Raw genomic sequence first — 25,515 nt, forward strand, 5'->3', positions numbered from 1 at the left:
CCTTCCATTCGTTCAAGAGAAATCACCATGACCAAACCCGTACTCGCCATTGCCGCTTTGGGTGGCACGGTCAGCATGCAGGCACAGGCCGGCCACAGAGGCGTGATGCCGAGCCTGACCGGAGAAGCCATGCTGGCGGCGGTTCCAGGGCTCTCGGCGCTAGCAGACGTGCATGCCGAAACCCTTTGCCTGCGCCCCAGTGCGTCACTGGATTTCGAAGACTTGCTGCGTCTGCTCGACTGGGCCAACCGCCAGGTCGATTCAGGGGCACAGGGCGTTATCGTGACTCAAGGCACCGACACGATGGACGAAACAGCGTTCTTTCTGGATCTGCTGTGGGAAAAGGATGCACCGTTGATCATCACCGGGGCCATGCGGGCCGCCACCCAGCCAGGCGCCGATGGACCGGCTAACCTGCTGGCTGCAGCCCAGGTTGCGCTGGATGAAGGCAGCTGTAGGCGTGGTGTGCAGGTCGTCATGAACGACCAGATCCACAGCGCCAGATACGTCAGCAAATGCGACTCGCTGGCCGTCCATGCCTTTGCGTCACCGCTGTTCGGCCCTCAGGGGCTGATCATCGAGGGTCGCGCGGTCTATCTGAAACCTGCGCATACGCGCTCCACCCTTCCCGCTCCGGAACGTCGCCATCATCACATCGCCCTGCTCGAAGCCACCTTAGGGGACGCTCCGCTGATTCTGGAGCGGGTTGTCGATCTGGGGTACAGCGGCGTTGTGATCGCGGGCTTCGGTGCTGGACACGTTTCCCGAGAGTGGGCTCAGGTTATCGGGAATCTCGCCGCCACGATTCCAGTGATCGTCAGCACGCGAACCGGATCGGGTTCGACGGCACGCGAAACCTATGGGTTCGAAGGCGGAGAACTGGATTTGATCTCGAAGGGCGCCCGGATGTCGGGACTGCTCAGCGCGAGAAAAGCGAGAATTCTGCTATGGCTGCTGGTTGGCTGTAAGCGAGAGGGTGAACTGGAGGACTGGCTGGCACCGACTTATTGAGAGCAGATACCTAACAGTGCGGCTTGCCGGCGGTGGCGTATTGGAGATGGCTACCGCCGGCAAGCCGGCTTCTACATAAGAATCGCTTGGTCGGTTACGGCTTGTGCGCCCGCGACAGGAACTCATGGGACTGCATTTCCAGCAGGCGGCTCAGGGTGCGCTGGAACTCGAAATTCAGACGACCGCCGGTGTACAGGTCCTTCAGCTCGACTTCCGCCGAGATGATCAACTTGACGTTGCGGTCGTAGAATTCATCGACCATGTTGATGAAGCGGCGGGCGATGTCGTCGGTGGTGACGCTCATTTGTTCGACGCCACTGAGCAACACGGCGTGGAAGATTTTGCCGAGTTCGATGTAGTCGTTCTGGCTACGCGGGCCGTCACACAGTTCGCGGAAATCGAACCAGGCCACATCGTCACAGGTACGAATCGCCTTGATCTGGCGGTTCTCGATGATCAACACATCGTTTTCGATGGCCTTGGTGCATTCCGGCGTCAGCGCGCGGAAGCTTTTGCGCATGCTGTCCTGAGCGGCTTCGTTCAGTGGGAAGTGGAACAGCTCGGCTTGCTCCAGATGGCGCAGACGATAATCCACGCCGCTGTCGACGTTGACGATCTCGGTGTTCTGTTTGATCAGGGCAATGGCCGGCAGGAAACGCGCACGTTGCAGACCGTCCTTGTACAGGCCGTCCGGCACGATGTTCGAGGTGGCGACCAGGGTCACGCCGTTCTTGAACAGCTCTTCCATCAGGGTGCCGAGAATCATGGCGTCGGTGATGTCGGAAACGAAGAATTCGTCGAAGCAGATCACCCGTGCCTCACCGGCAAACTGTTTGGCGATCAGGGTCAGAGGGTTCTTCTCGCCCTTGAGGTTCTTCATTTCCTCGTGCACACGCTTCATGAAGCGGTGGAAGTGCGTGCGCATCTTGTCCTGAAACGGCAGCGCTTCGAAGAACGTGTCGACCAGATAGGTCTTGCCGCGACCGACGCCACCCCAGAAATACAGGCCCTTGACCACCGTCGGCTCTTTCTTGCCGAAAAGCTTGCCGAAAAGACCTGGCTTGGTCTCATGAGCAGCAACCAGATCGTCGTAAAGACGCTGCAGGTGACGCACAGCGTTTTCCTGAGCGGCATCGTGGAAGAAGTCGGGTTTCTTGAGGTCGTTCTGGTAGCTTTCTAGGGGGGTCATATTCGTTACGTTAGCTAGGTAGCAAAAACGGGCCGCCACTGTAGCGATGGCCCGTTGCAATGGCAATTAATCCTGTTGTGGCGCCAAGGCCAGTTTCAGGCTTTCGATAGCGGCATCGCGGGCTGCGGCGTCGGCAAAGACCGGACTGTCCGCAACGCATGCGCCTTGCAGCCAGACGCCGAAGCTTTCGCCTTCCGTCCGAATGTCCAGCTCACCACCCTGTTGCAGCTGCTTGGTCACCGCACCGGCAGCCTTGCCGTCGGCGAAATTGCGCGACAGCAGCAGTTGCTCGCCATCGGCGGCCAGCAGGCGGAAACGGAAGCTGTCGTCCTCACGGAAGCTGACAAAACGCGCGCCTTTGCTTACTTTCTTCTTGCTGGCCGCGACCGTTTGCGTGTTGGTGCGGAAAGACCGCAGCCCTACCGCCTCACGCAGTTCGCCCAGGAATGGCGTAGCGGTACGTCGTGCCTTCTGTGCACCGGCTTGCAGAATATCTTCCAGATCGGCTGGACGCTCAATCAGACGATGGTAGTTCTCGCGAGCTTCACCCAGCTCGCTGTCCAGCAGCTGGAAGAGCCGCTGTTTGGCGTCTCCCCAGCCCAGACCTTGTAGCAGGTCGGCGCGAAATTCGCTGCTCTGCTCTTGGCTGGCGAAAGCCTGATACAGGGTAAACAGGTGCGAGTTGTCCGGATCCTTCGCTTCACCGGGCAGACGCGAGTCGGTGACGATGCGCGAGATCGCGTCTTTCATCTCCTTGGCGCTGCTGAACAACGGGATGGTGTTGTCGTAGCTCTTGGACATCTTGCGACCGTCCAGGCCCGGCAAGGTCGCCACGCTCTCTTCGATCAGCGCTTCGGGCATGACGAAAAACTCTTTGCCATTACCGAACAGGTGATTGAAGCGCTGGCCGATGTCGCGGGCCATTTCGACGTGCTGGATCTGATCACGACCCACCGGCACCTGATGCGCGTTGAACATCAGGATGTCGGCGGCCATCAGCACCGGGTAGCTGAACAGGCCCATGCTGACGCCTGCATCCGGATCTTCGCCGGCTTCGACGTTCTTGTCGACCGACGCCTTGTAGGCGTGCGCACGGTTGAGCAGGCCCTTGGCGGCCACGCAGGTCAGCAGCCAAGTCAGTTCAGGAATTTCCGGGATGTCAGACTGGCGATAAAAGGTCACGCGGTCGACGTCCAGGCCGGCAGCCAGCCAGGTCGCGGCGATTTCCAGACGCGAGCGCTGGATGCGCAGCGGGTCATCGCACTTGATCAGTGCGTGATAGTCGGCCAGGAAGTAGAACGAATCGGCATCGCTCTGGCGGCTGGCGACGATGGCCGGGCGAATGGCGCCCGCGTAGTTGCCCAGGTGTGGCGTGCCGGTGGTGGTGATACCGGTCAGGATACGAGTGGTCATGGCTAGTCGCTTATTTTGGGTGCTGCGATCAATTCGAAAGACGCGGCAGGACCAGATCCTTAAGGTCAGTCAGCTTGCCGTGGAAAAAGTGTCCGCATTCTGCCACTTTCAGCAGCTCATGGGGACGCAGCAGTGCGTCAGACCAGGCATATACCAGCTGCGGGTCCACCACTTCGTCGGTTTCCGGCTGAATCAGGGTCAATGGCCCCTTTTGCGGCAGCGCGCTCGGGTCGGCGATGCGCATCACCGCCGGCGCGACCATGAACAGGTGATTCAGGGTTTCGCCCTTGGCTTCGAGACGACCGCCAAGGGTGGCAGCGACAAATCCGCCGAAGGAAAAACCGAACAGGGTCATCGGCAGATCGGGGTGTTTTTCCCGCAGCCACAATGCTGCGGCTTCTGCATCATCCACCTCGCCCTGGCCCATATCGGAACTGCCGGCACTGGCGCCGACACCACGGTAGTTGAAGCGCAGCGTGATGTATCCTGCGTCGCGGGCTGTGCGCTGCAAGGTCGAGATCACTTTATTGAGCATCGTGCCGCCCTGAACCGGGTTAGGATGGCATATCAGCGCCACGCCCTTGGCCCCTTCCAGGTCAAGGTACAAGGCTTCGAGTTGGCCCACCGGGCCGTCGATGAATACAGGGGTTTCACGCATGAGCAAGAATGAACTCCGTGACCTTCAATTGGGTCGACTCGTCTAGCTGATTGTCTGTGGCTGGCATATCGGCGACGCGTCGCCGCTATACAGCGCAGGTTCGAGCCGTTAACGTAAAGCAAAGCCGTTTATAGAGGAAGGACTCGTGGATTACTCGCTCTTAGTTTGGTTGCTGCCGACTATTGCCCTGATCGCCGGTGTAGCCATCGGTTTCTTCGTGGCACGTGCGCTGCCCAATGCCGCGCCTAACAGCACTCAGCGCCAGCTGGATGACGTTCAGGAGCGTTTCGACACCTATCAGAACGAGGTGGTCACTCACTTCAACAGCACGGCTAATCTGGTACAGAAGCTGTCTCAGAGCTATCAGGACGTACAGGAACATCTCGCCGAGGGCGCCAATCGTCTGGCCCTGGACGACCTCACCCGCCAACGCCTGCTCGCCGCCCTGCACCCGGAAGCGAATCAGGCCCCACGCGACCGCCTGACGCCGCCGCGCACCGCCGCCGAGCCACCACGGGACTACGCCCCGAAAATGCCGAATACCCCTGGCATGCTGGATGAGCATTACGGCTTGAAGAAGTAAGCAGATACACAATGAAAAAGCCCGCCCCTGAGGTGATCAGCGGCGGGCTTTTTTTGTGCTTGTGAGACTGGCTTAAGGATCGCCTGTCGATCACATCCTGCAGGGGAACGATCAACGGAAAACAACGCTATCCCTGTGGGAGCTGAGCCTGGTCCGAAAATATCCGCCATCCCCAGAGCAAGCCCGCAAAAAACCCGCCATCACCGGCGGGTTCCCTGATCGTGCCCACGCTCCGCGTGGGTATGCAGCCAAGGACGCTCCGCGTCCGTCGCAGTGAGACGCTGAGCGTCTCGGGCGGCGTTACCACGCGGAGCGTGGGAACGATCAACAGTGCGGTATTCGCGGACCGTGACAAATCCAGTAAAAACAAAAAACCCGCCATCGGCGGGTTTCTCGTGGAGCAGTCGAGATTTAGATCGCGCCGCGAGCTCGCAGCAGATCCAGCACTAGCTTGACGCTTTCTTCGACGTTCAACGCCTGGGTATCGATCACCAGGTCGGCGTCCAGCGGGACGTCATACGGGAAGGACTCGCCCGGAATGTTGTCCTTGTCGGCAGCGTAGAGGCCTTGTGGATCGCGTTCGCGGCAAACCTGAGGCGAGGCCTGGACGTAGACCGTGATCAGGCGATCATCGCCAATCAGCGCCTTGGCGTTCTGACGACCTGCCGCATCCGGTGCAACGAAAGCAGCCAAGGTCAGCAGGCCTGCTTCGTTGAACTGACGCGCTACGTGAGCGGCACGACGCCAGTTCTCGGTGCGACCAGCCCGATCCTGTGGCAGACCTTTGTTCAGGTCGTGGCGCAAGTTCTGGCCATCGAGGACGAACACCGCACGGCCCAAGTCGAACAACTTGCGCTCCACGGCATACGCGAGGGTGCTCTTGCCCGCGCCCGACAGCCCGCTGAACAGCACTGTTGCTGGCTTCTGACCGAACCGTTGAGCACGCTCCTCAACCGACACATGCGCCAGCGCGCCGTGGTGGTTGCCAGCGCCAGCCGACGTCGGTTTCGCAATGATCATGCCTGCCGCCACGGTGCCGTTGGTCAAGCGATCGATGACGATAAACGCACCGGTGGTGCGGTTGCTGTCGTAACCATCCAGCGCGATCGGCGCATCGAGGGCGATTTTCACGCGGCCAATTTCGTTCAGTTGCAAGGCGCTCGCGGCGCCCTCTTCGAGCGTGTTCACGTCAACGCGGTGAGTGATGCTGGCAATCGAGCCTGGCACGTAAGACGTAGCGCGCTTGATGTCGTATTTCTTGCCAGGAAGCATCGGCTCTTCAGCCATCCACACCAGCATGGCGTCGAAGGAGTCTGCCACCTGCGGGACGTTGTCGGCATGCACCAACAAGTCGCCACGGGAAATGTCGATTTCGTCTTCCATGGTCAGGGTCACGGCCTGACCCGGGCCTGCGTGCTCCAGCTCACCTTCGAAGGTAACAATGGATTTCACGCGGCTGCTTTTGCCCGACGGCAGCACGACAACCTCATCGCCCTTGCGCACGATGCCGCTGGCCAGCGTACCGGCGAAGCCACGGAAGTTCAGGTTCGGACGGTTGACGTACTGCACCGGGAAGCGGAGGTCGTCGAAGTTACGGTCGTTGGCGATCTCGACGGTCTCGAGAATTTCCATCAACGACTTGCCGTTGTACCAAGGCGAGCGTTCGCTCTTGTTCACCACGTTGTCGCCCTTGAGCGCCGACATCGGAACGAATTCCATGGTGGTCGGCTTCAGGGAAATGCGGTCGGCGAACTTCAGGTAATCGGCCTTGATCTGCTCGAAGATTGTCTCGTCAAAACCATTGAGGTCCATCTTGTTGATGGCAACCACGATGTGCTTGATACCCAGCAGCGATGCGATGTAGCTGTGACGGCGGGTCTGGGTCTGAACGCCGTAACGCGCATCGACCAGAATGATCGCCAGGTCACAGGTGGATGCACCGGTGGCCATGTTGCGGGTGTACTGCTCATGGCCGGGGGTGTCGGCGATGATGAATTTGCGCTTGGCAGTCGAGAAATAGCGGTAGGCGACATCGATGGTGATGCCCTGCTCACGCTCAGCCTGCAGACCGTCCACCAGCAACGCCAGATCGACGTCATCGCCCGTGGTACCGGACTTCTTGGAATCGCGGGTAATGGCTTCCAGGTGATCTTCGTAGATCATTTTGGAGTCGTGCAGCAGGCGACCGATCAACGTGCTCTTGCCGTCGTCGACGTTGCCACAGGTCAGGAAACGCAGCATCTCTTTGCGTTCGTGCTGGCCCAGATAGGCGAGGATGTCCTCGCTGATCAATTCAGATTGATGCGACATGTTCAGACACCCTAATTAGAAATAACCCTGACGTTTCTTTTCTTCCATGGAGCCAGCGCCATCGTGATCGATGACTCGGCCTTGGCGTTCGGAAGTTCGCGTCAGGAGCATTTCCTGAATGATGTCGGTGAGGCTGGTGGCCTCGGACTCGACAGCGCCCGTCAACGGGTAGTCGCCAAGTGTGCGGAAACGGACCTTCTTCTTGACGATGCGCTTCTTGTCTTCATCAGACAGATGATTACGCAGACGATCATCGTCGATCATGATCCAGGTGCCGTTCATCTCGATGACTTCGCGCTCGGCGGCGAAGTACAGCGGAACGATCGGGATGCCTTCAAGGTAGATGTACTGCCAGATGTCCAGCTCGGTCCAGTTGGAGAGCGGGAATACGCGGATCGACTCGCCTTTGTTGACGTTGCCGTTGTACACGTTCCACAGCTCTGGACGCTGGTTTTTCGGGTCCCAACGATGCTTGTTGTCGCGGAAGGAGTAGACGCGCTCTTTGGCGCGGGACTTCTCCTCGTCGCGGCGCGCGCCACCGAAGGCGGCGTCGAAACCGTGTTTGTCGAGGGCCTGTTTCAAACCCTCGGTTTTCATGATGTCGGTGTGCTTGGCACTACCGTGGGTCAGCGGGTTGATGCCCTGCGCGACGCCATCCGGGTTTACGTGCACGATCAGGTCCAGGCCCATATCCTCGACCATCTGATCGCGGAAACGATACATTTCCTGGAATTTCCAGCGGGTGTCGACGTGCATGACCGGGAATGGAAGCTTGCCCGGAAAAAACGCCTTGCGTGCCAGATGCAGCATCACGGCAGAGTCTTTACCGACGGAGTACAGCATCACCGGGTTATCGAACTCGGCGGCGACCTCGCGGATGATGTGGATGCTTTCCGCCTCCAGCTGTTTCAGATGCGTCAGTTTGTCGACCATGGTTACTCACGGGATAACGTACTTTTATGGAGAGCCTTCGGGCTCTATCGAGCGAGGCACTTTATCATGAGCCCTGATTCTATTCAGTGGCCCAGATAGATCGAAACGGTATAACGATATAGCTCAGAATTTGGACCTCAGATCGGGTTCGGGCAATCGATGAACAGGTGCTCCAGCGCGAAACGTCTCGCCAGATAGTCGCCCAACGCTTGCACACCGTAGCGCTCGGTCGCGTGATGCCCCGCCGCGATGAAGCTGATGTCGTTTTCTCGGGCGCTGTGGAACGTCTGCTCAGACGCTTCGCCGCTGATGAACAGATCGACACCCGCCAGAATCGCCTGATCGATGTAGCCCTGCCCGCCGCCGGTGCACCAACCCACCCGACGAATCATCCCGCCGCCTTCGATCAACAAAGGCTCGCGGCCCAGCGCCGACTGTACCCGGTGGGCGAAATCACGAGGCGTGACCGGCTCCGACAGCGACCCTACCAGCCCGATAATGCGCGGGTTTTCGGGGTCCAGTGGCCCTTCGACGGTGATGTCCAATTGCCGTGCCAGTTGCACGTTGTTGCCCACTTCAGGGTGCAGATCCAGCGGCAAGTGGTAGGCCAGCAGGCTGATGTCATGCTTGAGCAATGTCTTCATGCGACGCTGTTTCATGCCGGTGATGCAGGGGTTTTCACCTTTCCAGAAATAACCGTGATGCACCAGGATCAGGTCGGCATTGGCCTCGACCGCCGCGTCCAGCAATGCCTGGCTTGCGGTGACACCAGACACGATTCGTGTGACCTGCGGACGGCCTTCGACCTGCAGACCGTTGGGGCAATAATCCTGAACCCGGGCGCTGCCGAGATAGCGGTCCGCTTCCTCGACCAGGGTACTCAGCGAAACAGCCATAAAAGTCTCCTAAATATGCAGTTCAGACCGCGTTGGTGCTCGTATAATGCCCGCCATTATGGCGCAGGTACGCTGCGTATTTACCTTCAGGACCTTGTTCAATGTTCAAAGCGCTGCGTTTTCTCGGCTGGCCATTGCTCGCTGGTGTGCTTATCGCTTTACTGATTATCCAGCGCTACCCTCAGTGGGTCGGGCTTCCAAGTCAGGACGTCAATCTGCAGCAGGCGCCACAGACGGCTTTAATCCAACAGGGCCCGGTCTCCTACGCGGATGCCGTGAGCAGCGCCGCGCCTGCGGTGGCCAATCTGTACACCACCAAGATGGTCAACAACAAACCCAACCATCCGCTGTTCGAAGACCCACAATTTCGCCGCTTCTTCGGCGACAACCTACCTAAACAGCGTCGCATGGAGTCGAGCCTCGGCTCGGCCGTGATCATGAGCCCTGAAGGGTATCTGCTGACCAACAACCACGTGACCTCCGGCGCAGACCAGATCGTCGTGGCGCTGAAGGACGGCCGTGAAACCGTGGCTCGGGTCATCGGCAGCGATCCGGAAACCGACCTCGCAGTGTTGAAAATCGACCTCAAGAATCTGCCGTCCATTACCCTCGGCAGCTCCGACAGCATCCGGATCGGCGACGTTGCTCTGGCCATCGGCAACCCGTTCGGCGTGGGCCAGACCGTAACGATGGGCATCATCAGCGCCACCGGCCGCAACCAGCTGGGGCTGAACACCTATGAAGATTTCATTCAGACCGATGCCGCGATCAACCCCGGCAACTCCGGTGGCGCGCTGGTCGATGCCAACGGCAACCTGACGGGGATCAATACCGCGATCTTTTCCAAATCCGGGGGATCTCAAGGCATCGGCTTCGCGATTCCAACCAAGCTGGCACTGGAAGTGATGAAGTCGATCATCGAGCACGGCCAGGTGATTCGTGGCTGGTTGGGCATCGAAGTTCAGCCGCTGACTCAGGAACTCGCAGAATCGTTCGGCCTGAAAGATCGCCCTGGCATTGTCGTCGCGGGGATCTTCCGTGACGGCCCGGCGCAAAAGGCCGGCCTGCAACTGGGCGACGTGATCCTGAGCATCAACGGCGAGCCAGCCGGTGACGGACGCAAATCGATGAATCAGGTGGCGCGTACCAAGCCCTCAGAGAAGATCGCGATCCAGGTCATGCGCAATGGCAAGGAATTGAAGCTGATGGCGGAAGTAGGGCTGCGTCCACCCCAGACTCCTGCACCAGCAGCTGAGGACTAGGATCTGGCGTAAGTCCCCCGTAGCAGCACGGCTTGCCGGCGGTGACACTTTTGACACCGCCTGCGCCGGTAAGCCGGTCTGCAACAGAAGCGCATCCACTTGATGACATAAAAAAACCGCCTGGATCAGGCGGTTTTTTTATGCAGGCAACTGATGCTTATAGTTCGCCCAGCGCATCCACCAGCGCCTGATTCTGCTCAGGTGTGCCGATGGTGATGCGCAAGAATTGCGCGATGCGCTCCTGCTTGAAGTGACGCACGATCACACCTTGCTCGCGCACTTTGGCAGCCAGACCGGCAGCGTCGTGTTTTGGATGACGCGCAAAGATGAAGTTCGCCGCTGACGGCAGCACGTCGAAGCCCTTCCCTTCCAGTTGCCCGACCAGCTTCTCACGGCTGGCAATGACCAGACTGCAGGTGTTCTCGAAGTATTCGCGATCATCGAATGCAGCGGCGGCGCCGACAATGGCCATGCGGTCCAGCGGGTACGAGTTGAAGCTGTTCTTGACCCGCTCCAGCGCTTCGATCAGATCCGGATGGCCGACAGCCAGCCCGACACGCAATCCAGCCAGCGAGCGTGACTTGGACAAGGTTTGCGTCACCAGCAGATTCGGATAACGATCCACCAGAGCGATCGCCGTCTCACCGCCGAAGTCGATATACGCCTCGTCAACGATCACCACCGAATCAGGGTTGGCCTTGAGAATCTGCTCCACCGCGTCCAGCGCCATCAGGCAGCCGGTCGGTGCGTTGGGGTTCGGGAAGATGATCCCGCCGTTCGGACGGTTATAGTCCTCGACCCGAATCTGGAACTGCGCGTCCAGCGGCACCGCTTCGTATTCGACGCCATACAGGCCGCAGTAGACCGGATAGAAGCTGTAGCTGATGTCCGGGAACAGCAGCGGTTTGTCGTGCTTGAAAAATGCGTTGTAGGCGTGGGCCAGCACCTCGTCGGAGCCGTTACCGAGGAATACCCGGTTCGATTCGACACCGTAATAGCGCGCAACCGCCTGCTTGAGCAGGTCGCTATTCGGATCGGGATACAGGCGCAGGTTGTCATTGACCTCGGCACGCATCGCTTCGATGGCTTTAGGCGACGGGCCGTACGGGTTTTCGTTGGTGTTCAGCTTCACCAGCTTGGTCAGCTTCGGTTGTTCGCCCGGCACGTAAGGCACGAGGTCACGGACGAAAGGACTCCAGAACTTGCTCATGCTTATTTGCCTTCTTTCAGGTTGTCGACGATCCGGTACTCAGCGCTACGGGCATGGGCAGTCAGCGACTCGCCACGAGCCAGCACCGAGGCGGTCTTGCCCAGTTCAGATGCGCCCTGCTCCGAGCAGAAAATGATCGAAGAGCGTTTCTGGAAGTCGTAGACGCCCAGCGGTGAGGAGAAACGCGCGGTGCCTGAGGTCGGGAGCACGTGGTTCGGGCCTGCGCAGTAATCGCCCAGCGCCTCCGAGGTATGACGGCCCATGAAGATGGCACCGGCGTGGCGAATCTCTGGCAGCCAGGCTTCAGGATCGGCGACAGACAACTCGAGATGCTCAGGAGCAATTCGGTTGGCGACTTCGATGGCTTGGTTCATATCGGCGACCTTGATCAGGGCACCACGACCATTGATCGAGGTATTGATGATCTCGGCGCGCTCCATGGTCGGCATCAGTCTGGCGATGCTCGCCGCAACCTTGTCCAGGAATTCGGCATCCGGGCTTACCAGGATCGCCTGTGCGTCTTCGTCGTGCTCGGCCTGGGAAAACAGATCCATGGCGATCCAGTCCGGATCGGTCTGGCCGTCGCAAACCACGAGGATCTCCGAAGGGCCGGCGATCATGTCGATACCCACCTGACCAAACACATGACGCTTGGCAGTGGCGACATAGATGTTGCCCGGGCCTACGACCTTGTCGACCTGAGGAACGCTTTCAGTACCATAAGCCAGAGCAGCCACGGCCTGCGCGCCGCCGATGGTGAACACTCGGTCGACACCGGCGATGCACGCCGCTGCCAGCACCAGTTCGTTGATTTCCCCGCGCGGTGTCGGCACGACCATGACCACTTCGCCGACACCGGCAACTTTGGCCGGGATCGCGTTCATCAGAACCGACGATGGGTACGAGGCCTTACCGCCCGGTACATAAAGACCAGCGCGGTCCAGCGGAGTGACCTTCTGCCCCAGCACGGTACCGTCGGCTTCGGTGTAGCTCCAGGAATCCTGCTTTTGCCTTTCGTGGTAGCTGCGGACGCGGTCGGCAGCTTTTTCCAGCGCCTGGCGTTGAGCGGGAGTGATGCGGGTGAGCGCCAACTCCAGGCGTTCACGGGGCAGGATCAGCTCTGCCATCGACGCGACTTCCAGGCCATCGAAACGCTGGGTGTATTCCACCAGCGCAGCATCGCCGCGTTCGCGCACGTTCTTGATGATGTCCAGCACCCGCTGATTGACCGAGTCGTCTGACACACTTTCCCAGCTCAGCAGATGAGCCAGATGTCGGGCGAAATCCGGGTCAGCAGCGTTGAGTCGGCGAATGGAGTTTGACGTGGTCATAGCGTGGCCTCAATGATTGGCGTTTTCTCAGATGCCTTGGAAAGCACGGAGCCTAAGCTACCAAGCCATCCGCGCAGGCACCTGAGAAATTTGGCTATGACGCGGATAGCTGAGCGCGACTTTGTTCAAAGTTGCGCGAAACGGTCAACCGCGGTGTCGCGACTCGACAGCAGTACGAAGCGTGTCGATCAGCGACTGGATACGGGCGTGCTGCATCTTCATCGACGCCTTGTTCACGACCAGACGCGAACTGATGTGGGCGATCAGTTCCTGAGGCTCGAGGCCGTTGGCACGCAGCGTGTTGCCGGTGTCGACGACGTCGATGATCTTGTCCGCCAGACCCACCAGCGGCGCGAGCTCCATGGAGCCGTACAGCTTGATGATGTCGACCTGACGGCCCTGTTCGGCGTAGTAGCGTTTGGCAACGTTGACGAACTTGGTCGCAACACGCAGACGGCCTTTAGGTTCAGTTGCTCCGACAGCGCCCGCCGTCATCAGCTTGCACTGGGCGATCTGCAGATCCAGAGGCTCGTAAAGGCCCTGGCCGCCGTATTCCATCAATACATCCTTGCCGGCCACGCCAAGATCCGCGGCGCCATGCTCGACATAGGTCGGCACATCGGTCGCTCGTACGATCAGCAGACGAACGTCGTCCTGGGTCGTAGGAATGATCAGTTTGCGGCTTTTGTCCGGATTCTCGGTCGGCACGATGCCCGCAGCTGCGAGAAGCGGCAGGGTGTCGTCAAGGATTCGGCCCTTGGACAGTGCGATGGTCAACATGGGAAACGTCAGTCCTTATCAGCAAGCGCGCGTCGGGGCGCAATCGGCGCCCGACAACCTTTGAGTCGATGTTGCCGGACTCAAAGTGGAACGATTCAAAAGGTCTTACCTGCAGCCAGCGATCCCGCGGCCGGTGCCGGACCGGCACTGACAGCGGGACGCCAGAGACGACTAGCCCGGAACGCGACGGATCTTCGCGCCCAGCATCTGCAGCTTTTCTTCGATGCACTCGTAACCACGGTCGATGTGGTAGATGCGGTCAATCAGCGTATCGCCTTCGGCGATCAGTGCCGAGATCACCAGACTGGCCGAAGCACGCAGGTCAGTCGCCATGACCGGCGCGCCCTTGAGCTTCGCGCAGCCGGTCACGATGGCGGTGTTGCCTTCGACCTGGATCTGCGCGCCCATGCGGTGCATTTCATACACGTGCATGAAGCGGTTTTCGAAGATGGTTTCGATCACTGCGCCCGTGCCTTCGGCAATGGCGTTGAGCGAGATGAACTGAGCTTGCATGTCGGTCGGAAAAGCCGGGTACGGCGCGGTGCGCACATTGACTGCTTTCGGACGCTTGCCGTGCATGTTCAGCTCGATCCAGTCGTCACCGGTGGTGATCTCGGCACCTGCTTCGCGCAGTTTCTCGAGAACAGCTTCCAGAATGGTCGGATCGGTATCCTTGACCTTGACGCGGCCACCGGTAGCAGCAGCGGCAACCAGATAGGTGCCGGTCTCGATGCGGTCAGGCATTACACGATAAGTGGCCGAACCCAGACGCTTGACGCCGTCGATGGTGATGGTGTCAGTGCCAGCACCGGAAACCTTCGCGCCCATGGCGTTGAGGAAGTTCGCCAGATCGACGACTTCAGGTTCACGGGCGGCGTTTTGCAGCACGCTACGACCGTTGGCCAGAGCAGCCGCCATCATGATGTTTTCGGTACCGGTCACACTGACGGTATCGAAGAAGAAGTGCGCACCGCGCAGGCCGCCTTCAGGCGCCTTGGCCTTGATGTAGCCGCCTTCGACGTCGATGATCGCACCCATGGCTTCAAGACCGCGGATGTGCAGGTCGACCGGACGCGAACCGATGGCGCAACCGCCAGGCAGTGCGACTTCGGCCTCACCGAAACGAGCGACCATCGGGCCGAGCACCAGAATCGACGCACGCATGGTTTTCACCAGTTCGTACGGCGCGACCAGGGTCTTGATGGTGCGAGGATCGATTTCGACGCTGAGTTTCTCGTCGATGATCGGCTCGATACCCATGCGACCGAACAGTTCGATCATGGTGGTGATGTCGTGCAGGTGCGGCAGGTTGGCGACAGTCACAGGACCGTCAGCCAGCAACGTGGCTGCGAGAATCGGCAGGGCAGAGTTCTTCGCCCCGGAAATGCGGATTTCGCCATCAAGACGAATGCCGCCAGTAATAATCAGTTTGTCCATTAGAATCTCGACGCCAATTTGGCTCAGGTGCGCTCGGCCCATGCAGCGCGGCTGAAAAATTTCATGGTGACCGCGTGGATGCTGCCATCGGCGATCCATGGGTTCAAATGCGTATAGATCTGCTGCTGGCGCTTGACCGGACTTAGTGTAGCCAGCTCGTCGCTGATCACGTTCAGCTGGAAATTGCAGCCTTCGCCTTCAACTTCGACCTGGACTTCTGGCAGCTTACCTTCAAGGAAGCTTTTAACTTCTACGGCCTGCATGCGTAACCTCAATCGGCGCCCTGTGCGCGCGGGTCGGCCATCATACAAAAAAGCCCTCTCGTTGCGAACCCTACTTTGTAGGAGCCGGACGAGGGGCTTGATCGAAAACGGCAATCAATGTTGTTCGAACAGTTCGGTCAGACCGGACACCTGTGCGATTTCTTTCATGTCTTCAGGCAAGGCACGAATGCTCACCAACTTGCCCGCGGCCTGCGCGTCACGCATGAAGGCCAGCAATAAGGCCAGGCCCACGCTGCTGGACTTCTCGACCGCAGAACAGTCGAGAATCAGAGCAGGTGCATCACTGGCCTTGATCAACGCGGCACCTTGCTCACGCAGCGCGGGCCCGGTGCGATAGTCGAGCACGCCGAACAGCTTCAGCTCTCCGCCGCCAGCCGCGGTAACGCAGGCGTCACTCATTTCACGACCTTTTCAGGGGAGTTCTCGGTGGACTCCTTGGCCTTGGCGACTTCGCCAGCCCATCCGTCAATGGTCTTGTCCAGATTGTTGCCGTTGCGCTGCATGGCATCGGTGAACTGATCGCGGAACAGTTTGCCGATGTTGATCCCGTTAATGATCACGTTGCGCACTTTCCACTCGTTGTTGATGGTCACGAGGGTGTACGACACAGGGTAGACCGCACCGTTGTTGCCTTTGACCGACATGTCAACGGAAGTGCGGTCAGCCGCCTCATCCTTGGCCGGGGAAACGGTGATGCCCTGGTTGTTGTACTCCAGCAGCGCGTTGCCATAGAACTGGATCAGGCTGCGCTTGAAGTTTTCCTGGAAGCGCTGCATCTGTGCCGGCGACGCATTGCGCGAATACTTCACGGTCATGATGCTTTTGGAAATACCCTCTGCATCGATCACAGGACCGACAATGCCGTTCAAGGCATCGTAGAAAGCCTGAGGATCGGTCTTGTACTTTTCCTTGTTGGCAGCAAGGTCCGCCAGCAATTGCTTGGTGGTACGGTCGACCAGGTCATGAGCGGAGGACGCAGGTGCTGCACTGGCGAATAGCGGCAGAGCAGCCAGCAGCACCAGAAGGCCACGGCGCAGAATCGAGATCATGAAAAAACTCCTCATTTGGCGTCTTTACCCACGGAATTGAGCAGGAATTTACCGATCAGGTCTTCGAGTACCAGCGACGACTGGGTGTCATGAATCGTTCCGCCGTCCTTCAACAACTGGTCATCACCACCGACGCTGATGCCGATGTACTTCTCGCCCAGCAAGCCGGCGGTCAGGATAGATGCAGTAGAGTCCGAAGGCAGATTGTTCACCCGTTTGTCCACTTCCATGGTCACACGCCCCATGAAGGTATCGTGGTCCAGATCGATTGCTGTGACCTTGCCGATGGTCACACCGGCCATGGTCACCTTCGCTCTGACAGTCAAACCGGCGATATTGTCGAAATTTGCATAAAGTTTATAGCTGTCGTTGGTCGTGCTGGCGCTCAGACCGCTGACCCGCAGGGCGAGCAACAGCAAAGCCAGAATCCCGGCCAGCAGGAACAGGCCGACACCGGTTTCGAGGGTGCGGTTTTGCATCAGAAGTCTCCAAACATCAAGGCGGTCAAAATAAAGTCCAGGCCCAGTACGGCCAATGAGGCGTAGACCACGGTCTTGGTCGTGGCGCGACTGATCCCCTCTGAAGTGGGCTCGCAGTCATAGCCTTGAAACACGGCAATCCAGGTGACGACAAAAGCGAAGACGACGCTTTTGATGACCCCGTTGATCACATCATTCGGAAAGGAAACGCTGTTCTGCATGTTCGCCCAGAAGGAACCTTCATAGACGCCCAGCCAGTCGACCGCTACCCAGGAACCGCCCCAGATGCCGACAACGCTGAAGATAATGGCAAGCACGGGCAGTGAAATGAACCCCGCCCACAGACGAGGGGCGACGATGTATTTCAGTGGGTCGACGCCAATCATTTCGAGACTGGAGAGTTGCTCGGTGGATTTCATGTTGCCGATTTCCGCGGTGAGCGCAGAACCGGCACGCCCGGCGAACAACAGCGCCGTGACCACCGGCCCGAGTTCGCGCAGCAGCGTCAGCGCGACCATTTGCCCGACCGCCTGCTCCGATCCGTACTTGGCCAGAATGCTGAAACCTTGAAGGGCCAGCACCATGCCGATGAAGACACCGGACACGACAATGATTGCCAGCGACATGACGCCGACCGAGTAGAGCTGGCGAACCAGCAATTGAAAACCACCGCCGATTCCGCCTCGCCCGAGCAAGGCATGAACCAGAAAAATCCCCGAACGCCCCAGTACTGCAACAATATCGATCGCGGAGCGCCCCATCAGGCGTACACGATCCATCAATGACTTTCTGCGCATCAGCGCTTCCCCAAAAGATCTTCGCGATAATCCGGTGCCGGATAGTGGAATGGCACAGGGCCGTCTGGATCCCCTGTCATGAATTGCCGGATGCGCGGGTTATCCGACTGCATCAATTCCTGCGGAGTGCCCTGCCCCAACACCTGACCGTCACCGACCACATACAGGTAGTCAGCAATACTGGCCGTCTCGGCCAGATCGTGGGAAACCACGACACTGGTGATGCCCAGTGCATCGTTGAGCAGACGAATCAGACGCACCAGCACGCCCATGGCAATCGGGTCCTGACCCACGAAGGGCTCGTCGTACATGAGGATCTGAGGATCCAGCGCGATAGCTCGCGCCAGCGCCACACGACGCTTCATGCCGCCGGACAACTCGTCAGGCATCAACTCGACAGCGCCACGCAGCCCTACCGCCTGCAACTTCAGCAGGACGATGTCGCGGATCATGTCTTCAGGCAATTGGGTATGGACACGCAGCGGAAATGCCACGTTTTCGAAAACGTCGAGATCGGTGAACAGCGCACCGCTCTGAAACAGGACACCCATCTGTTTGCGAGCGTCGAAAAGATCACTACGCGAAAGCTTCGGCAGGTTCTGGCCGTTGACCCAGACCTCACCGCTGCTCGGACGCAACTGTGCTCCCATCAGTCGCAGCAGCGTGGTTTTGCCACTGCCTGACGGCCCCATGATGCCGGTGACTTTGCCCCGGGGGATGCGGATGTCCACATTATTGAAGATGCTGCGCGTACCGCGTTTGAAGGACAAACCCTTCAATTCGACCGCGTAGGCGTTATCGGCACTCATCTAAACTCCTTGCGATGCAGCCTGTATCTCAGATGCCGCGTCCTTGACGAACGACACACTGTCTGGAGGGCCGAACAAGCGGCGAACTATAACACCGCTGCCGTACCGCGCCAAAGCTCCAACACGGCAAGCGTCAAACACGGAGAAATATTTCAGCGCCAGAGGAAATTTCCTGCATCGAATACGCCCCTGGCCAACACAGAAACCGAAGGACCGACGGCTTCTATAAACAAAGCGACGATGAAGCGTGAGGGTTTCCAACATTGCCGTTATAATCCCCGCCTTTTCACCAGACCGACCCTATTTTCGACATGACCGACGCCCGCGACCTGATTCAATCGGCACAGTGCACCATCCGCCTTGAAATAGAAGCAGTGGAAGGCTTGCTCGCGCATATAGACACAGATTTCGTCAGTGCCTGCGAGATGATCCTGGCCAGCAAGGGCCGCGTCGTCGTGGTCGGCATGGGCAAATCCGGGCACATCGGCAAAAAGATCGCAGCAACCCTGGCGAGCACCGGCACGCCTTCGTTTTTCGTGCACCCGGCCGAAGCCAGTCACGGCGACATGGGCATGATCACCAGCGATGACATCGTTCTGGCTCTGTCCAACTCCGGGACCACCGCCGAGATCGTGACCCTGCTGCCCTTGATCAAACGCCTGGGTATCAAGATGATCAGCCTGACCGGCAACCCGGATTCAACACTGGCCAAGGCAGCTGACGTCAATCTCAACGCACGGGTCGAAAAGGAAGCGTGCCCACTGAACCTCGCGCCGACCTCATCCACCACGGCCGCACTGGTCATGGGCGATGCACTGGCCGTCGCATTGCTCGATGCACGCGGCTTTACCGCCGAAGATTTCGCATTTTCCCACCCGGGCGGCGCACTGGGTCGTCGCCTGTTGCTCAAGGTGGAGCACGTCATGCACACCGGCAGCGAGCTGCCTCAGGTCGCACGGGGCACGCCATTGCGAGACTCGTTGATGGAAATGACCCGCAAGGGCCTGGGCATGACCGCCATCCTCGAAGCCGACGGACGTCTGGCCGGGATCTTCACAGACGGCGACTTGCGCCGCACACTGGACCGCGACATTGATCTGCGGCTTGCCACCATCGATGACGTAATGACCGTTCACGGCAAAACCGTGCGCGGAGATATTCTGGCTGCCGAAGCCCTGAAAATCATGGAAGACAACAAGATCGGGGCGCTGATTGTCGTGGACGAAAACGATCGCCCCGTGGGCGCTTTCAACCTCGGCGACCTTCTACGCGCAGGAGTGATGTGAATGAGCGTCAACATGAGCGAACTGATGCAACGCGGCAAACAGATCAAACTGGCGGTCTTCGACGTAGACGGCGTACTGACCGATGGCCGACTCTACTTTCTGGAAGACGGCAGCGAATTCAAGACGTTCAACACCCTCGACGGTCAGGGCATCAAGATGCTGATCAATTCCGGCGTTGCCACGGCTATCATCAGCGGTCGCAAGACTCCGGTCGTAGAACGTCGCGCGAAGAATCTGGGTATCGCTCATCTTTATCAGGGTCGCGAAGACAAGCTGGTGGTGCTCGACGAACTGCTTCAGCAGCTCAACCTGAGCTATGAACAGGTCGCCTATCTAGGCGACGATTTGCCTGATCTGCCGGTCATTCGCCGAGTCGGCCTTGGCATGGCGGTCGCCAACGCTGCCGGATTTGTCCGCCAGCATGCCCACGGAACCACTCAGGCACGGGGCGGCGAAGGCGCTGCCCGAGAATTCTGCGAGCTTATCCTGAATGCACAGGGCAACCTCGAAGCGGCTCACGCCGCCTACTTATAGAAGCGCACTTATGCTGAGCAAAAGATTTCGTTCATTCCTGATTTTCGGTGTGCTGGCGCTGCTACTCGCTGCGGCCGGTTACTGGAACATCAGCCCGGAAAGCTTCATGGACCAGCCTAAAGCGGCCGTGGATGAAAGCGCCATCGACTACTATGCGATGAATGCCCACAGCATCCAGTACCTGCCAGACGGCTCCATGCAATACGATATGACCGCGGACAAGGTCGAGCACCTCAAGGCCACTGACGTGACCCTGATGACGACACCGGTTCTGCAGATGTTTCGCGGCTCCGAGTTCCCCTGGCATGTGCAGAGCGTACGCGCCGAGGTGTCTCCTGGCGGGGACCACGTAGAGCTGATCGACAAGGTTCGTATAAACCGCACCGATGAGAAGAACCGCACCACCATCATCACCAGCACCCGCATGACGGTCTTCCCTCAGAAGCAATATGCGGAAACCGCGCAACCCGTTAGAATCGACGGCTTTAATGGTGTGAGCACGGGTACGGGTATGAAAGCCTATCTAAAAGAAAGCAGGATACACCTGCTATCGAACGCAAGAGGACAGTATGAGGCTCCTTAAAACCCTCCCAATTTTGCTCGGCCTGGGCGCAGCACTGGGAAGCGTGAGTGCCTGGGCTCTGCCGAACGATCAGGATCAGCCCATCCGCATTCAGGCCGACGATGCTCAGCTGGACGACAAGCAAGGCATCGCCACCTACACCGGCAATGTGATCATCACCCAGGGCTCGATGAAGGTTACCGGCAACACCGTGACCATGACCCGCACTCCGGCTGGCGACATCGACGTCGTAACCTCGGTAGGCAATCTGGCCTACTTCGAGCAACTGCAAACCGCCGGCGACATCAAACCCGTACAGGGTTGGGGCGTCACGATTCAGTACCATGCACCGCAAAACCGCATCGTACTGATCGACAAGGCCAAGGTCATCGACAAAGACAGCAACGTCACTCAAGGCGAGAAAATCGTCTATGACACGGTCCGCAAGCTTGCCAGCGCCGGCCGCGCCACGGGCAGCAAGGTTACCGAGTCCCGCCCTCGCGTCGACATGGTGATTCAGCCGAAAAAGAAAACCGACCAGCAGAAGGCCCAGTAATGGCAACGCTGAAAGCCCAACACCTCGCCAAGGCCTACAAAAGCCGCCAGGTCGTACGTGACGTCAGCCTGTCCATCGACAGCGGCCAGATCGTCGGCCTGCTAGGCCCTAACGGTGCGGGCAAGACGACCTGTTTCTACATGATCGTCGGCCTGGTTCAGGCCGATCAGGGCCGGGTGCTTATCGATGAGCAGGACGTCAGCCACCAGCCGATGCACGGCCGCGCGCGTGCCGGTATCGGCTATCTGCCGCAAGAAGCGTCGATCTTCCGCAAACTGTCGGTTTCCGACAACATCATGGCCATTCTCGAGACCCGCAAGGAACTCGACCGCGCCGGGCGTCGCAAGGAACTGGAAAGCCTGCTGCAGGAATTCCACATCACGCACATCCGCGACAACCTGGGTATGAGCCTGTCGGGTGGCGAGCGACGCCGCGTGGAGATCGCTCGTGCCTTGGCGACGGCGCCAAAATTCATCCTGCTGGATGAACCGTTCGCCGGTGTCGATCCCATCTCCGTGGGCGATATCAAGCAGATCATCTACCATCTCAAGGCGAAGGGTATCGGTGTTCTGATCACCGACCACAACGTCCGGGAGACCCTCGACATCTGCGAAACAGCCTACATCGTGAATGATGGGCAACTGATCGCAGAGGGCGACGCTGAAACCATCCTGGCCAACCAGTTGGTCAAGGAAGTGTATCTCGGCCACGAGTTCCGCCTGTAATTGCGGCGATGACAAGGGGTTGGCCGGCGAACGCGACATGCGCCTCATCGCCAACCTCGCATTAATTGTCATCACACCCTAGGCAAACACTCCGGTTTCAGGCATATAATTTGCTTAAGTTGGCGCCTCGGCGCCCTAGTAGTGGATGGCGCGCATATGCGCCGGCGAATAAGGTGTTAAGCCCCTGCCATGAAACCTTCGCTAGTCTTGAGAATGGGCCAGCAGCTGACGATGACACCGCAGCTGCAACAGGCCATCCGCTTACTCCAATTGTCGACGCTGGATCTCCAACAGGAAATCCAGGAGGCACTGGAGTCCAATCCCATGCTGGAGCGCCAGGAAGAAGGCGACGACTTCGATAACGTTGACCCGATGGCCGACAACATCGAGCAAAAGCCCAACCCTGACGTTCAGGAACCGACTTACCAGGAATCCGCCCCCACCGTCGACAATCTGGAAGACGGCGAGTGGAGTGAGCGCATACCCAATGAACTGCCGGTCGATACCGCCTGGGAAGACATCTACCAGACCAGCGCCAGCAGCCTGCCGAGCAACGACGATGACGAATGGGACTTCACTACCCGCACGTCCGTTGGCGAGAGCTTGCAGAGCCATCTGCTGTGGCAGTTGAATCTGGCGCCGATGTCCGACACCGATCGCCTGATCGCCGTTACGCTGATCGACTGCATCAACAACCAGGGCTACCTCGACGAGTCCCTTGAAGAACTGCTGGACGCCTTCGACCCGGAGCTCGATATCGAGCTGGACGAAATCGAAGCCGTGCTCCATCGCATTCAGCAGTTCGAACCGGCCGGTGTCGGCGCACGCACGCTGAGTGAATGTCTGCTGCTGCAATTGCGCCAGTTGCCCGCAAAGACCAAATGGCTTGCCGAAGCTCAGCGCCTGGTCAGCGATTACATTGACCTGCTGGGTAGCCGCGACTACGCGCAACTGATGCGCCGCATGAAGCTCAAGGAAGACGACCTGCGCCAGGTCATCGAGTTGGTGCAGAGCCTCAACCCACGCCCGGGTTCGCAGATCGAGTCGAGCGAAGCCGAATATGTGGTGCCGGACGTGATCGTCCGCAAGGACAACGAACGCTGGCTGGTCGAACTCAATCAGGAGGCCGTACCGCGCCTGCGGGTCAATCCGCAGTACGCCGGCTTCGTGCGCCGCGCCGACACCAGCGCCGACAACACCTTCATGCGCAACCAGTTGCAGGAAGCACGCTGGTTCATCAAGAGCCTGCAGAGCCGCAACGAAACCCTGATGAAGGTCGCGACCCAGATCGTCGAACATCAACGAGGTTTCCTTGAGTACGGCGACGAGGCGATGAAGCCGCTGGTACTGCATGACATCGCAGAAGCGGTGGGCATGCACGAGTCAACGATCTCGCGGGTGACCACGCAGAAGTTCATGCACACCCCTCGTGGTATTTATGAGCTGAAATACTTCTTTTCCAGCCACGTCAGCACTTCCGAAGGCGGCGAATGCTCCTCCACGGCCATCCGCGCGATCATCAAAAAACTGGTTGCCGCGGAAAATCAGAAAAAGCCGTTGAGTGACAGCAAGATCGCTGGTTTACTGGAGGCACAAGGCATTCAAGTGGCCCGTCGCACAGTCGCCAAATACCGCGAATCTCTAGGGATAGCGCCTTCAAGCGAACGCAAGCGATTGATGTAAAGGTCACGAGCCACAGCGTTCCAGTGGCAGGCATCCAAGCCTGCCTCTTAATGCACTGGCAACGAAGGAGAAGCTGTATGCAAGTCAACATCAGTGGACACCAGCTGGAAGTGACCAAGCCCCTGCGCGAGTACATCGAGCTGAAGCTGAAAAAGCTCGAAGGGCACTTTGACAAGATTACCAATGTGCAAGTGACGATGGCCGTCGAGAAACTCAAACAGAAGATCGAGGCCACACTGCATATCCACGGTGGAGAGGTCGTTGCCAATGCGGAGCATGACGACATGTACGCGGCAATCGACCTGCTCACTGACAAGCTAGACAGACAATTGCTCAAGCATAAGGAAAAGCAGCAAAGCATCCTCAAAGGTGCGGCAGCTCGCTGATACCCCTCATCCATGATCCGACTTGAAAATATCCTGACCCCTGGCCGTTCACTCGTGAACGTGCCAGGCGGCAGTAAAAAAGCTGTACTCGAAGAGATTGCCAAGATGATCGGGCAGCAGGTGCCTGAACTTAATCGGCAAACTGTCTATGAAAGCCTCATTGCGCGTGAAAAGCTCGGCTCGACCGGGTTTGGCAACGGCATCGCCATTCCCCACTGCAGGCTGAAGGGTTGCGACTCCCCCGTCAGCGCAGTACTTCATCTTGAAAAACCGGTGGATTTCGACGCCATCGACGGCGCCCCGGTCGACCTGCTTTTCGTATTGCTCGTTCCCGAAGCTGCCACTGACGCACACCTTGAGTTGCTGCGCCAGATCGCCAGCATGCTTGACCGCGCCGAAGTGCGCGCCAGCCTGCGCGGCGCGAAAAGTAGCGATGAGCTGTACAACGTCGTGCTTAACGTTCAGAACGGTCACTGATCATGCGCATGATCATCGTCAGCGGTCGTTCCGGCTCCGGCAAGAGCACGGCCCTCGATGTTCTTGAAGACAGCGGTTTCTACTGCGTCGATAACCTCCCTGCCGGCCTGCTCCCCGAGCTCGCCGAGCGTGCACTGATCAATACCGAACTGGCCGAGCCATTGCTTGCGGTGTCGATTGACGCCCGCAACCTGCCAAGCCACCTGACCCGCTTCCCGCGCATGCTCGAAGAGGTTCGTAGTCGCCACATCCAGTGCGACGTGCTGTTCCTGGATGCCGATGAGTCAACCTTGCTCAAGCGTTTTTCCGAAACCCGCCGCCGCCACCCGCTGAGCAACACCACGCGCTCGCTGGCCGAAGCCATTCGTGACGAAAAAACCTTGCTCGGACCGATCATCGATCTGGCCGACCTGACCATCGACACTACACGCCTGAATCTCTATCAGCTGCGCGACACCCTCAAGCTGCGCCTGCTGAACAAGCCTGAGCCAGGCACGGCCTTCCTGATCGAGTCTTTCGGCTTCAAACGCGGCATGCCCGTGGACGCCGACCTGGTATTCGACGTTCGCTGCCTGCCCAATCCTTACTGGAAACCGGAGCTTCGTGAACAATCAGGGCTTGACCAGCCTGTGGCCGAATACCTGGCCTCGCAGCCGGACGTCGAGGAGATGTTTCAGGATATCTCTTCATACCTGACCAAATGGCTGCCGCGCTTCGCCGCCAGCAACCGCGCTTATGTCACCATTGCCATTGGCTGCACCGGCGGGCACCACCGCTCCGTCTACCTGACCGAACGCCTGGGTCAGGTCCTGCAACAATCGCTCAAGAATGTTCAGGTCCGTCACCGCGACCTAAGCTGAAAGGATCCCCAACGC

Annotated in this window: 28 protein-coding genes; 12 read left to right on the forward strand and 16 right to left on the reverse strand. The window is 58.9% G+C overall.

Annotated features, from left to right (window positions below):
- Window positions 1–27 precede the first annotated feature (27 nt).
- Window positions 28–1,011, forward strand: a complete 984-nt coding sequence (locus BWR59_RS09255; RefSeq protein ID WP_081565344.1) for an asparaginase — start codon at window positions 28–30, stop codon at window positions 1,009–1,011.
- A 94-nt stretch (window positions 1,012–1,105) separates the two neighbouring features.
- Here BWR59_RS09255 and zapE read toward each other — a convergent pair whose 3' ends face one another.
- From zapE to BWR59_RS09270, 3 genes are all read right to left on the reverse strand, one after another.
- On the reverse strand, window positions 1,106–2,200 hold the full coding sequence (gene zapE, locus BWR59_RS09260) for a cell division protein ZapE (protein WP_081565345.1): 1,095 nt from the start codon (window positions 2,198–2,200) through the stop codon (window positions 1,106–1,108).
- A 66-nt stretch (window positions 2,201–2,266) separates the two neighbouring features.
- Complete coding sequence (locus BWR59_RS09265) at window positions 2,267–3,613, reverse strand: tryptophan--tRNA ligase (protein ID WP_081565346.1); 1,347 nt, start codon at window positions 3,611–3,613, stop codon at window positions 2,267–2,269.
- Between the two features lie 28 nt (window positions 3,614–3,641).
- Entirely contained in the window at window positions 3,642–4,271 is a 630-nt protein-coding gene (locus BWR59_RS09270) for an alpha/beta fold hydrolase (RefSeq protein ID WP_081565347.1), read from the reverse strand.
- A gap of 145 nt (window positions 4,272–4,416) precedes the next feature.
- Here BWR59_RS09270 and BWR59_RS09275 point away from each other — a divergent pair, with 145 nt between their 5' ends.
- A complete protein-coding gene (locus BWR59_RS09275) occupies window positions 4,417–4,854 on the forward strand; it encodes a DUF1043 family protein (RefSeq protein ID WP_081565348.1) in 438 nt (145 codons plus the stop codon).
- Between the two features lie 411 nt (window positions 4,855–5,265).
- Here BWR59_RS09275 and cysN read toward each other — a convergent pair whose 3' ends face one another.
- The 3 genes from cysN to BWR59_RS09295 form a co-directional block, all read right to left on the reverse strand.
- Entirely contained in the window at window positions 5,266–7,164 is a 1,899-nt protein-coding gene (gene cysN / locus BWR59_RS09285; RefSeq protein WP_081565350.1) for a sulfate adenylyltransferase subunit CysN, read from the reverse strand.
- A 15-nt stretch (window positions 7,165–7,179) separates the two neighbouring features.
- On the reverse strand, window positions 7,180–8,097 hold the full coding sequence (gene cysD, locus BWR59_RS09290; protein WP_081565351.1) for a sulfate adenylyltransferase subunit CysD: 918 nt from the start codon (window positions 8,095–8,097) through the stop codon (window positions 7,180–7,182).
- A 137-nt stretch (window positions 8,098–8,234) separates the two neighbouring features.
- Window positions 8,235–8,993, reverse strand: a complete 759-nt coding sequence (locus tag BWR59_RS09295) for a Nif3-like dinuclear metal center hexameric protein (RefSeq protein WP_081565352.1) — start codon at window positions 8,991–8,993, stop codon at window positions 8,235–8,237.
- Between the two features lie 101 nt (window positions 8,994–9,094).
- Between BWR59_RS09295 and algW the strand changes: the two genes are divergently transcribed.
- Window positions 9,095–10,255: a Do family serine endopeptidase AlgW gene (gene algW / locus BWR59_RS09300; protein WP_081565353.1), complete on the forward strand. Its 1,161-nt coding sequence runs from the start codon at window positions 9,095–9,097 to the stop codon at window positions 10,253–10,255.
- A gap of 157 nt (window positions 10,256–10,412) precedes the next feature.
- On the opposite strand, the gene hisC is transcribed toward algW, so the two are convergent.
- From hisC to BWR59_RS09350, 10 genes are all read right to left on the reverse strand, one after another.
- Window positions 10,413–11,465 carry a histidinol-phosphate transaminase gene (gene hisC, locus BWR59_RS09305; protein ID WP_081565354.1) on the reverse strand — a complete coding sequence of 351 codons (1,053 nt, stop codon included), beginning with the start codon at window positions 11,463–11,465 and terminating at the stop codon, window positions 10,413–10,415.
- A gap of 2 nt (window positions 11,466–11,467) precedes the next feature.
- Window positions 11,468–12,796: a histidinol dehydrogenase gene (gene hisD, locus BWR59_RS09310; protein ID WP_081565355.1), complete on the reverse strand. Its 1,329-nt coding sequence runs from the start codon at window positions 12,794–12,796 to the stop codon at window positions 11,468–11,470.
- Window positions 12,797–12,940: 144 nt separating this feature from the next.
- Complete coding sequence (gene hisG, locus BWR59_RS09315; protein WP_081565356.1) at window positions 12,941–13,576, reverse strand: ATP phosphoribosyltransferase; 636 nt, start codon at window positions 13,574–13,576, stop codon at window positions 12,941–12,943.
- A gap of 171 nt (window positions 13,577–13,747) precedes the next feature.
- Window positions 13,748–15,013 carry a UDP-N-acetylglucosamine 1-carboxyvinyltransferase gene (gene murA, locus BWR59_RS09320; RefSeq protein WP_074753963.1) on the reverse strand — a complete coding sequence of 422 codons (1,266 nt, stop codon included), beginning with the start codon at window positions 15,011–15,013 and terminating at the stop codon, window positions 13,748–13,750.
- A gap of 23 nt (window positions 15,014–15,036) precedes the next feature.
- Window positions 15,037–15,276 carry a BolA family protein gene (locus BWR59_RS09325; RefSeq protein WP_081565357.1) on the reverse strand — a complete coding sequence of 80 codons (240 nt, stop codon included), beginning with the start codon at window positions 15,274–15,276 and terminating at the stop codon, window positions 15,037–15,039.
- A gap of 114 nt (window positions 15,277–15,390) precedes the next feature.
- Window positions 15,391–15,696, reverse strand: a complete 306-nt coding sequence (locus BWR59_RS09330) for an STAS domain-containing protein (protein ID WP_081565358.1) — start codon at window positions 15,694–15,696, stop codon at window positions 15,391–15,393.
- Window positions 15,693–16,346 carry an ABC transporter substrate-binding protein gene (locus BWR59_RS09335; RefSeq protein ID WP_081565359.1) on the reverse strand — a complete coding sequence of 218 codons (654 nt, stop codon included), beginning with the start codon at window positions 16,344–16,346 and terminating at the stop codon, window positions 15,693–15,695. Before BWR59_RS09335 ends, BWR59_RS09330 begins: the two co-directional genes overlap by 4 nt.
- Window positions 16,347–16,357: 11 nt before the next feature.
- Window positions 16,358–16,825: an outer membrane lipid asymmetry maintenance protein MlaD gene (gene mlaD, locus BWR59_RS09340; protein WP_081565360.1), complete on the reverse strand. Its 468-nt coding sequence runs from the start codon at window positions 16,823–16,825 to the stop codon at window positions 16,358–16,360.
- Window positions 16,825–17,622 (reverse strand): lipid asymmetry maintenance ABC transporter permease subunit MlaE, encoded by a 798-nt coding sequence (gene mlaE / locus BWR59_RS09345; RefSeq protein WP_074753863.1) that lies wholly within the window; start codon window positions 17,620–17,622, stop codon window positions 16,825–16,827. The genes mlaD and mlaE overlap by 1 nt, the downstream gene beginning before the upstream one ends.
- Window positions 17,622–18,431, reverse strand: a complete 810-nt coding sequence (locus BWR59_RS09350) for an ATP-binding cassette domain-containing protein (RefSeq protein WP_081565361.1) — start codon at window positions 18,429–18,431, stop codon at window positions 17,622–17,624. The genes mlaE and BWR59_RS09350 overlap by 1 nt, the downstream gene beginning before the upstream one ends.
- Before the next feature lie 311 nt (window positions 18,432–18,742).
- Between BWR59_RS09350 and BWR59_RS09355 the strand changes: the two genes are divergently transcribed.
- The 9 genes from BWR59_RS09355 (at window position 18,743) to rapZ (ending at window position 25,500) form a co-directional block, all read left to right on the forward strand.
- On the forward strand, window positions 18,743–19,717 hold the full coding sequence (locus BWR59_RS09355) for a KpsF/GutQ family sugar-phosphate isomerase (RefSeq protein WP_081565362.1): 975 nt from the start codon (window positions 18,743–18,745) through the stop codon (window positions 19,715–19,717).
- Window positions 19,718–20,251 (forward strand): HAD family hydrolase, encoded by a 534-nt coding sequence (locus BWR59_RS09360; RefSeq protein WP_178111218.1) that lies wholly within the window; start codon window positions 19,718–19,720, stop codon window positions 20,249–20,251.
- 10 nt (window positions 20,252–20,261) lie between these two features.
- Window positions 20,262–20,834 carry an LPS export ABC transporter periplasmic protein LptC gene (gene lptC / locus BWR59_RS09365; RefSeq protein ID WP_081565363.1) on the forward strand — a complete coding sequence of 191 codons (573 nt, stop codon included), beginning with the start codon at window positions 20,262–20,264 and terminating at the stop codon, window positions 20,832–20,834.
- Window positions 20,821–21,369: a lipopolysaccharide transport periplasmic protein LptA gene (gene lptA / locus BWR59_RS09370; RefSeq protein WP_081565364.1), complete on the forward strand. Its 549-nt coding sequence runs from the start codon at window positions 20,821–20,823 to the stop codon at window positions 21,367–21,369. Before lptC ends, lptA begins: the two co-directional genes overlap by 14 nt.
- A complete protein-coding gene (gene lptB, locus BWR59_RS09375) occupies window positions 21,369–22,094 on the forward strand; it encodes an LPS export ABC transporter ATP-binding protein (RefSeq protein ID WP_081565365.1) in 726 nt (241 codons plus the stop codon). Before lptA ends, lptB begins: the two co-directional genes overlap by 1 nt.
- A 189-nt stretch (window positions 22,095–22,283) precedes the next feature.
- Entirely contained in the window at window positions 22,284–23,777 is a 1,494-nt protein-coding gene (locus BWR59_RS09380; RefSeq protein ID WP_081565366.1) for an RNA polymerase factor sigma-54, read from the forward strand.
- A gap of 77 nt (window positions 23,778–23,854) precedes the next feature.
- On the forward strand, window positions 23,855–24,163 hold the full coding sequence (gene raiA / locus BWR59_RS09385) for a ribosome-associated translation inhibitor RaiA (protein ID WP_062384329.1): 309 nt from the start codon (window positions 23,855–23,857) through the stop codon (window positions 24,161–24,163).
- A 12-nt stretch (window positions 24,164–24,175) separates the two neighbouring features.
- Complete coding sequence (ptsN, locus tag BWR59_RS09390; protein ID WP_081565367.1) at window positions 24,176–24,640, forward strand: PTS IIA-like nitrogen regulatory protein PtsN; 465 nt, start codon at window positions 24,176–24,178, stop codon at window positions 24,638–24,640.
- 2 nt (window positions 24,641–24,642) lie between these two features.
- Complete coding sequence (gene rapZ / locus BWR59_RS09395; protein ID WP_081565368.1) at window positions 24,643–25,500, forward strand: RNase adapter RapZ; 858 nt, start codon at window positions 24,643–24,645, stop codon at window positions 25,498–25,500.
- The last annotated feature ends 15 nt before the right edge of the window (window positions 25,501–25,515 follow it).

The organism is Pseudomonas sp. Bc-h (genome assembly GCF_002080045.1).
GTDB lineage: Bacteria > Pseudomonadota > Gammaproteobacteria > Pseudomonadales > Pseudomonadaceae > Aquipseudomonas.

Coding starts and splice junctions, on each gene's coding strand:
- BWR59_RS09255 (WP_081565344.1), top strand. CDS start 28: ATGACCAAACCCGTACTCGCCATTGCCGCTTTGGGTGGCACGGTCAGC.
- zapE (WP_081565345.1), bottom strand. CDS start 2,200: ATGACCCCCCTAGAAAGCTACCAGAACGACCTCAAGAAACCCGACTTC.
- BWR59_RS09265 (WP_081565346.1), bottom strand. CDS start 3,613: ATGACCACTCGTATCCTGACCGGTATCACCACCACCGGCACGCCACAC.
- BWR59_RS09270 (WP_081565347.1), bottom strand. CDS start 4,271: ATGCGTGAAACCCCTGTATTCATCGACGGCCCGGTGGGCCAACTCGAA.
- cysN (WP_081565350.1), bottom strand. CDS start 7,164: ATGTCGCATCAATCTGAATTGATCAGCGAGGACATCCTCGCCTATCTG.
- cysD (WP_081565351.1), bottom strand. CDS start 8,097: ATGGTCGACAAACTGACGCATCTGAAACAGCTGGAGGCGGAAAGCATC.
- BWR59_RS09295 (WP_081565352.1), bottom strand. CDS start 8,993: ATGGCTGTTTCGCTGAGTACCCTGGTCGAGGAAGCGGACCGCTATCTC.
- algW (WP_081565353.1), top strand. CDS start 9,095: ATGTTCAAAGCGCTGCGTTTTCTCGGCTGGCCATTGCTCGCTGGTGTG.
- hisC (WP_081565354.1), bottom strand. CDS start 11,465: ATGAGCAAGTTCTGGAGTCCTTTCGTCCGTGACCTCGTGCCTTACGTG.
- hisD (WP_081565355.1), bottom strand. CDS start 12,796: ATGACCACGTCAAACTCCATTCGCCGACTCAACGCTGCTGACCCGGAT.
- hisG (WP_081565356.1), bottom strand. CDS start 13,576: ATGTTGACCATCGCACTGTCCAAGGGCCGAATCCTTGACGACACCCTG.
- murA (WP_074753963.1), bottom strand. CDS start 15,013: ATGGACAAACTGATTATTACTGGCGGCATTCGTCTTGATGGCGAAATC.
- BWR59_RS09325 (WP_081565357.1), bottom strand. CDS start 15,276: ATGCAGGCCGTAGAAGTTAAAAGCTTCCTTGAAGGTAAGCTGCCAGAA.
- BWR59_RS09330 (WP_081565358.1), bottom strand. CDS start 15,696: ATGAGTGACGCCTGCGTTACCGCGGCTGGCGGCGGAGAGCTGAAGCTG.
- BWR59_RS09335 (WP_081565359.1), bottom strand. CDS start 16,346: ATGATCTCGATTCTGCGCCGTGGCCTTCTGGTGCTGCTGGCTGCTCTG.
- mlaD (WP_081565360.1), bottom strand. CDS start 16,825: ATGCAAAACCGCACCCTCGAAACCGGTGTCGGCCTGTTCCTGCTGGCC.
- mlaE (WP_074753863.1), bottom strand. CDS start 17,622: ATGCGCAGAAAGTCATTGATGGATCGTGTACGCCTGATGGGGCGCTCC.
- BWR59_RS09350 (WP_081565361.1), bottom strand. CDS start 18,431: ATGAGTGCCGATAACGCCTACGCGGTCGAATTGAAGGGTTTGTCCTTC.
- BWR59_RS09355 (WP_081565362.1), top strand. CDS start 18,743: ATGACCGACGCCCGCGACCTGATTCAATCGGCACAGTGCACCATCCGC.
- BWR59_RS09360 (WP_178111218.1), top strand. CDS start 19,718: ATGAGCGTCAACATGAGCGAACTGATGCAACGCGGCAAACAGATCAAA.
- lptC (WP_081565363.1), top strand. CDS start 20,262: ATGCTGAGCAAAAGATTTCGTTCATTCCTGATTTTCGGTGTGCTGGCG.
- lptA (WP_081565364.1), top strand. CDS start 20,821: ATGAGGCTCCTTAAAACCCTCCCAATTTTGCTCGGCCTGGGCGCAGCA.
- lptB (WP_081565365.1), top strand. CDS start 21,369: ATGGCAACGCTGAAAGCCCAACACCTCGCCAAGGCCTACAAAAGCCGC.
- BWR59_RS09380 (WP_081565366.1), top strand. CDS start 22,284: ATGAAACCTTCGCTAGTCTTGAGAATGGGCCAGCAGCTGACGATGACA.
- raiA (WP_062384329.1), top strand. CDS start 23,855: ATGCAAGTCAACATCAGTGGACACCAGCTGGAAGTGACCAAGCCCCTG.
- ptsN (WP_081565367.1), top strand. CDS start 24,176: ATGATCCGACTTGAAAATATCCTGACCCCTGGCCGTTCACTCGTGAAC.
- rapZ (WP_081565368.1), top strand. CDS start 24,643: ATGCGCATGATCATCGTCAGCGGTCGTTCCGGCTCCGGCAAGAGCACG.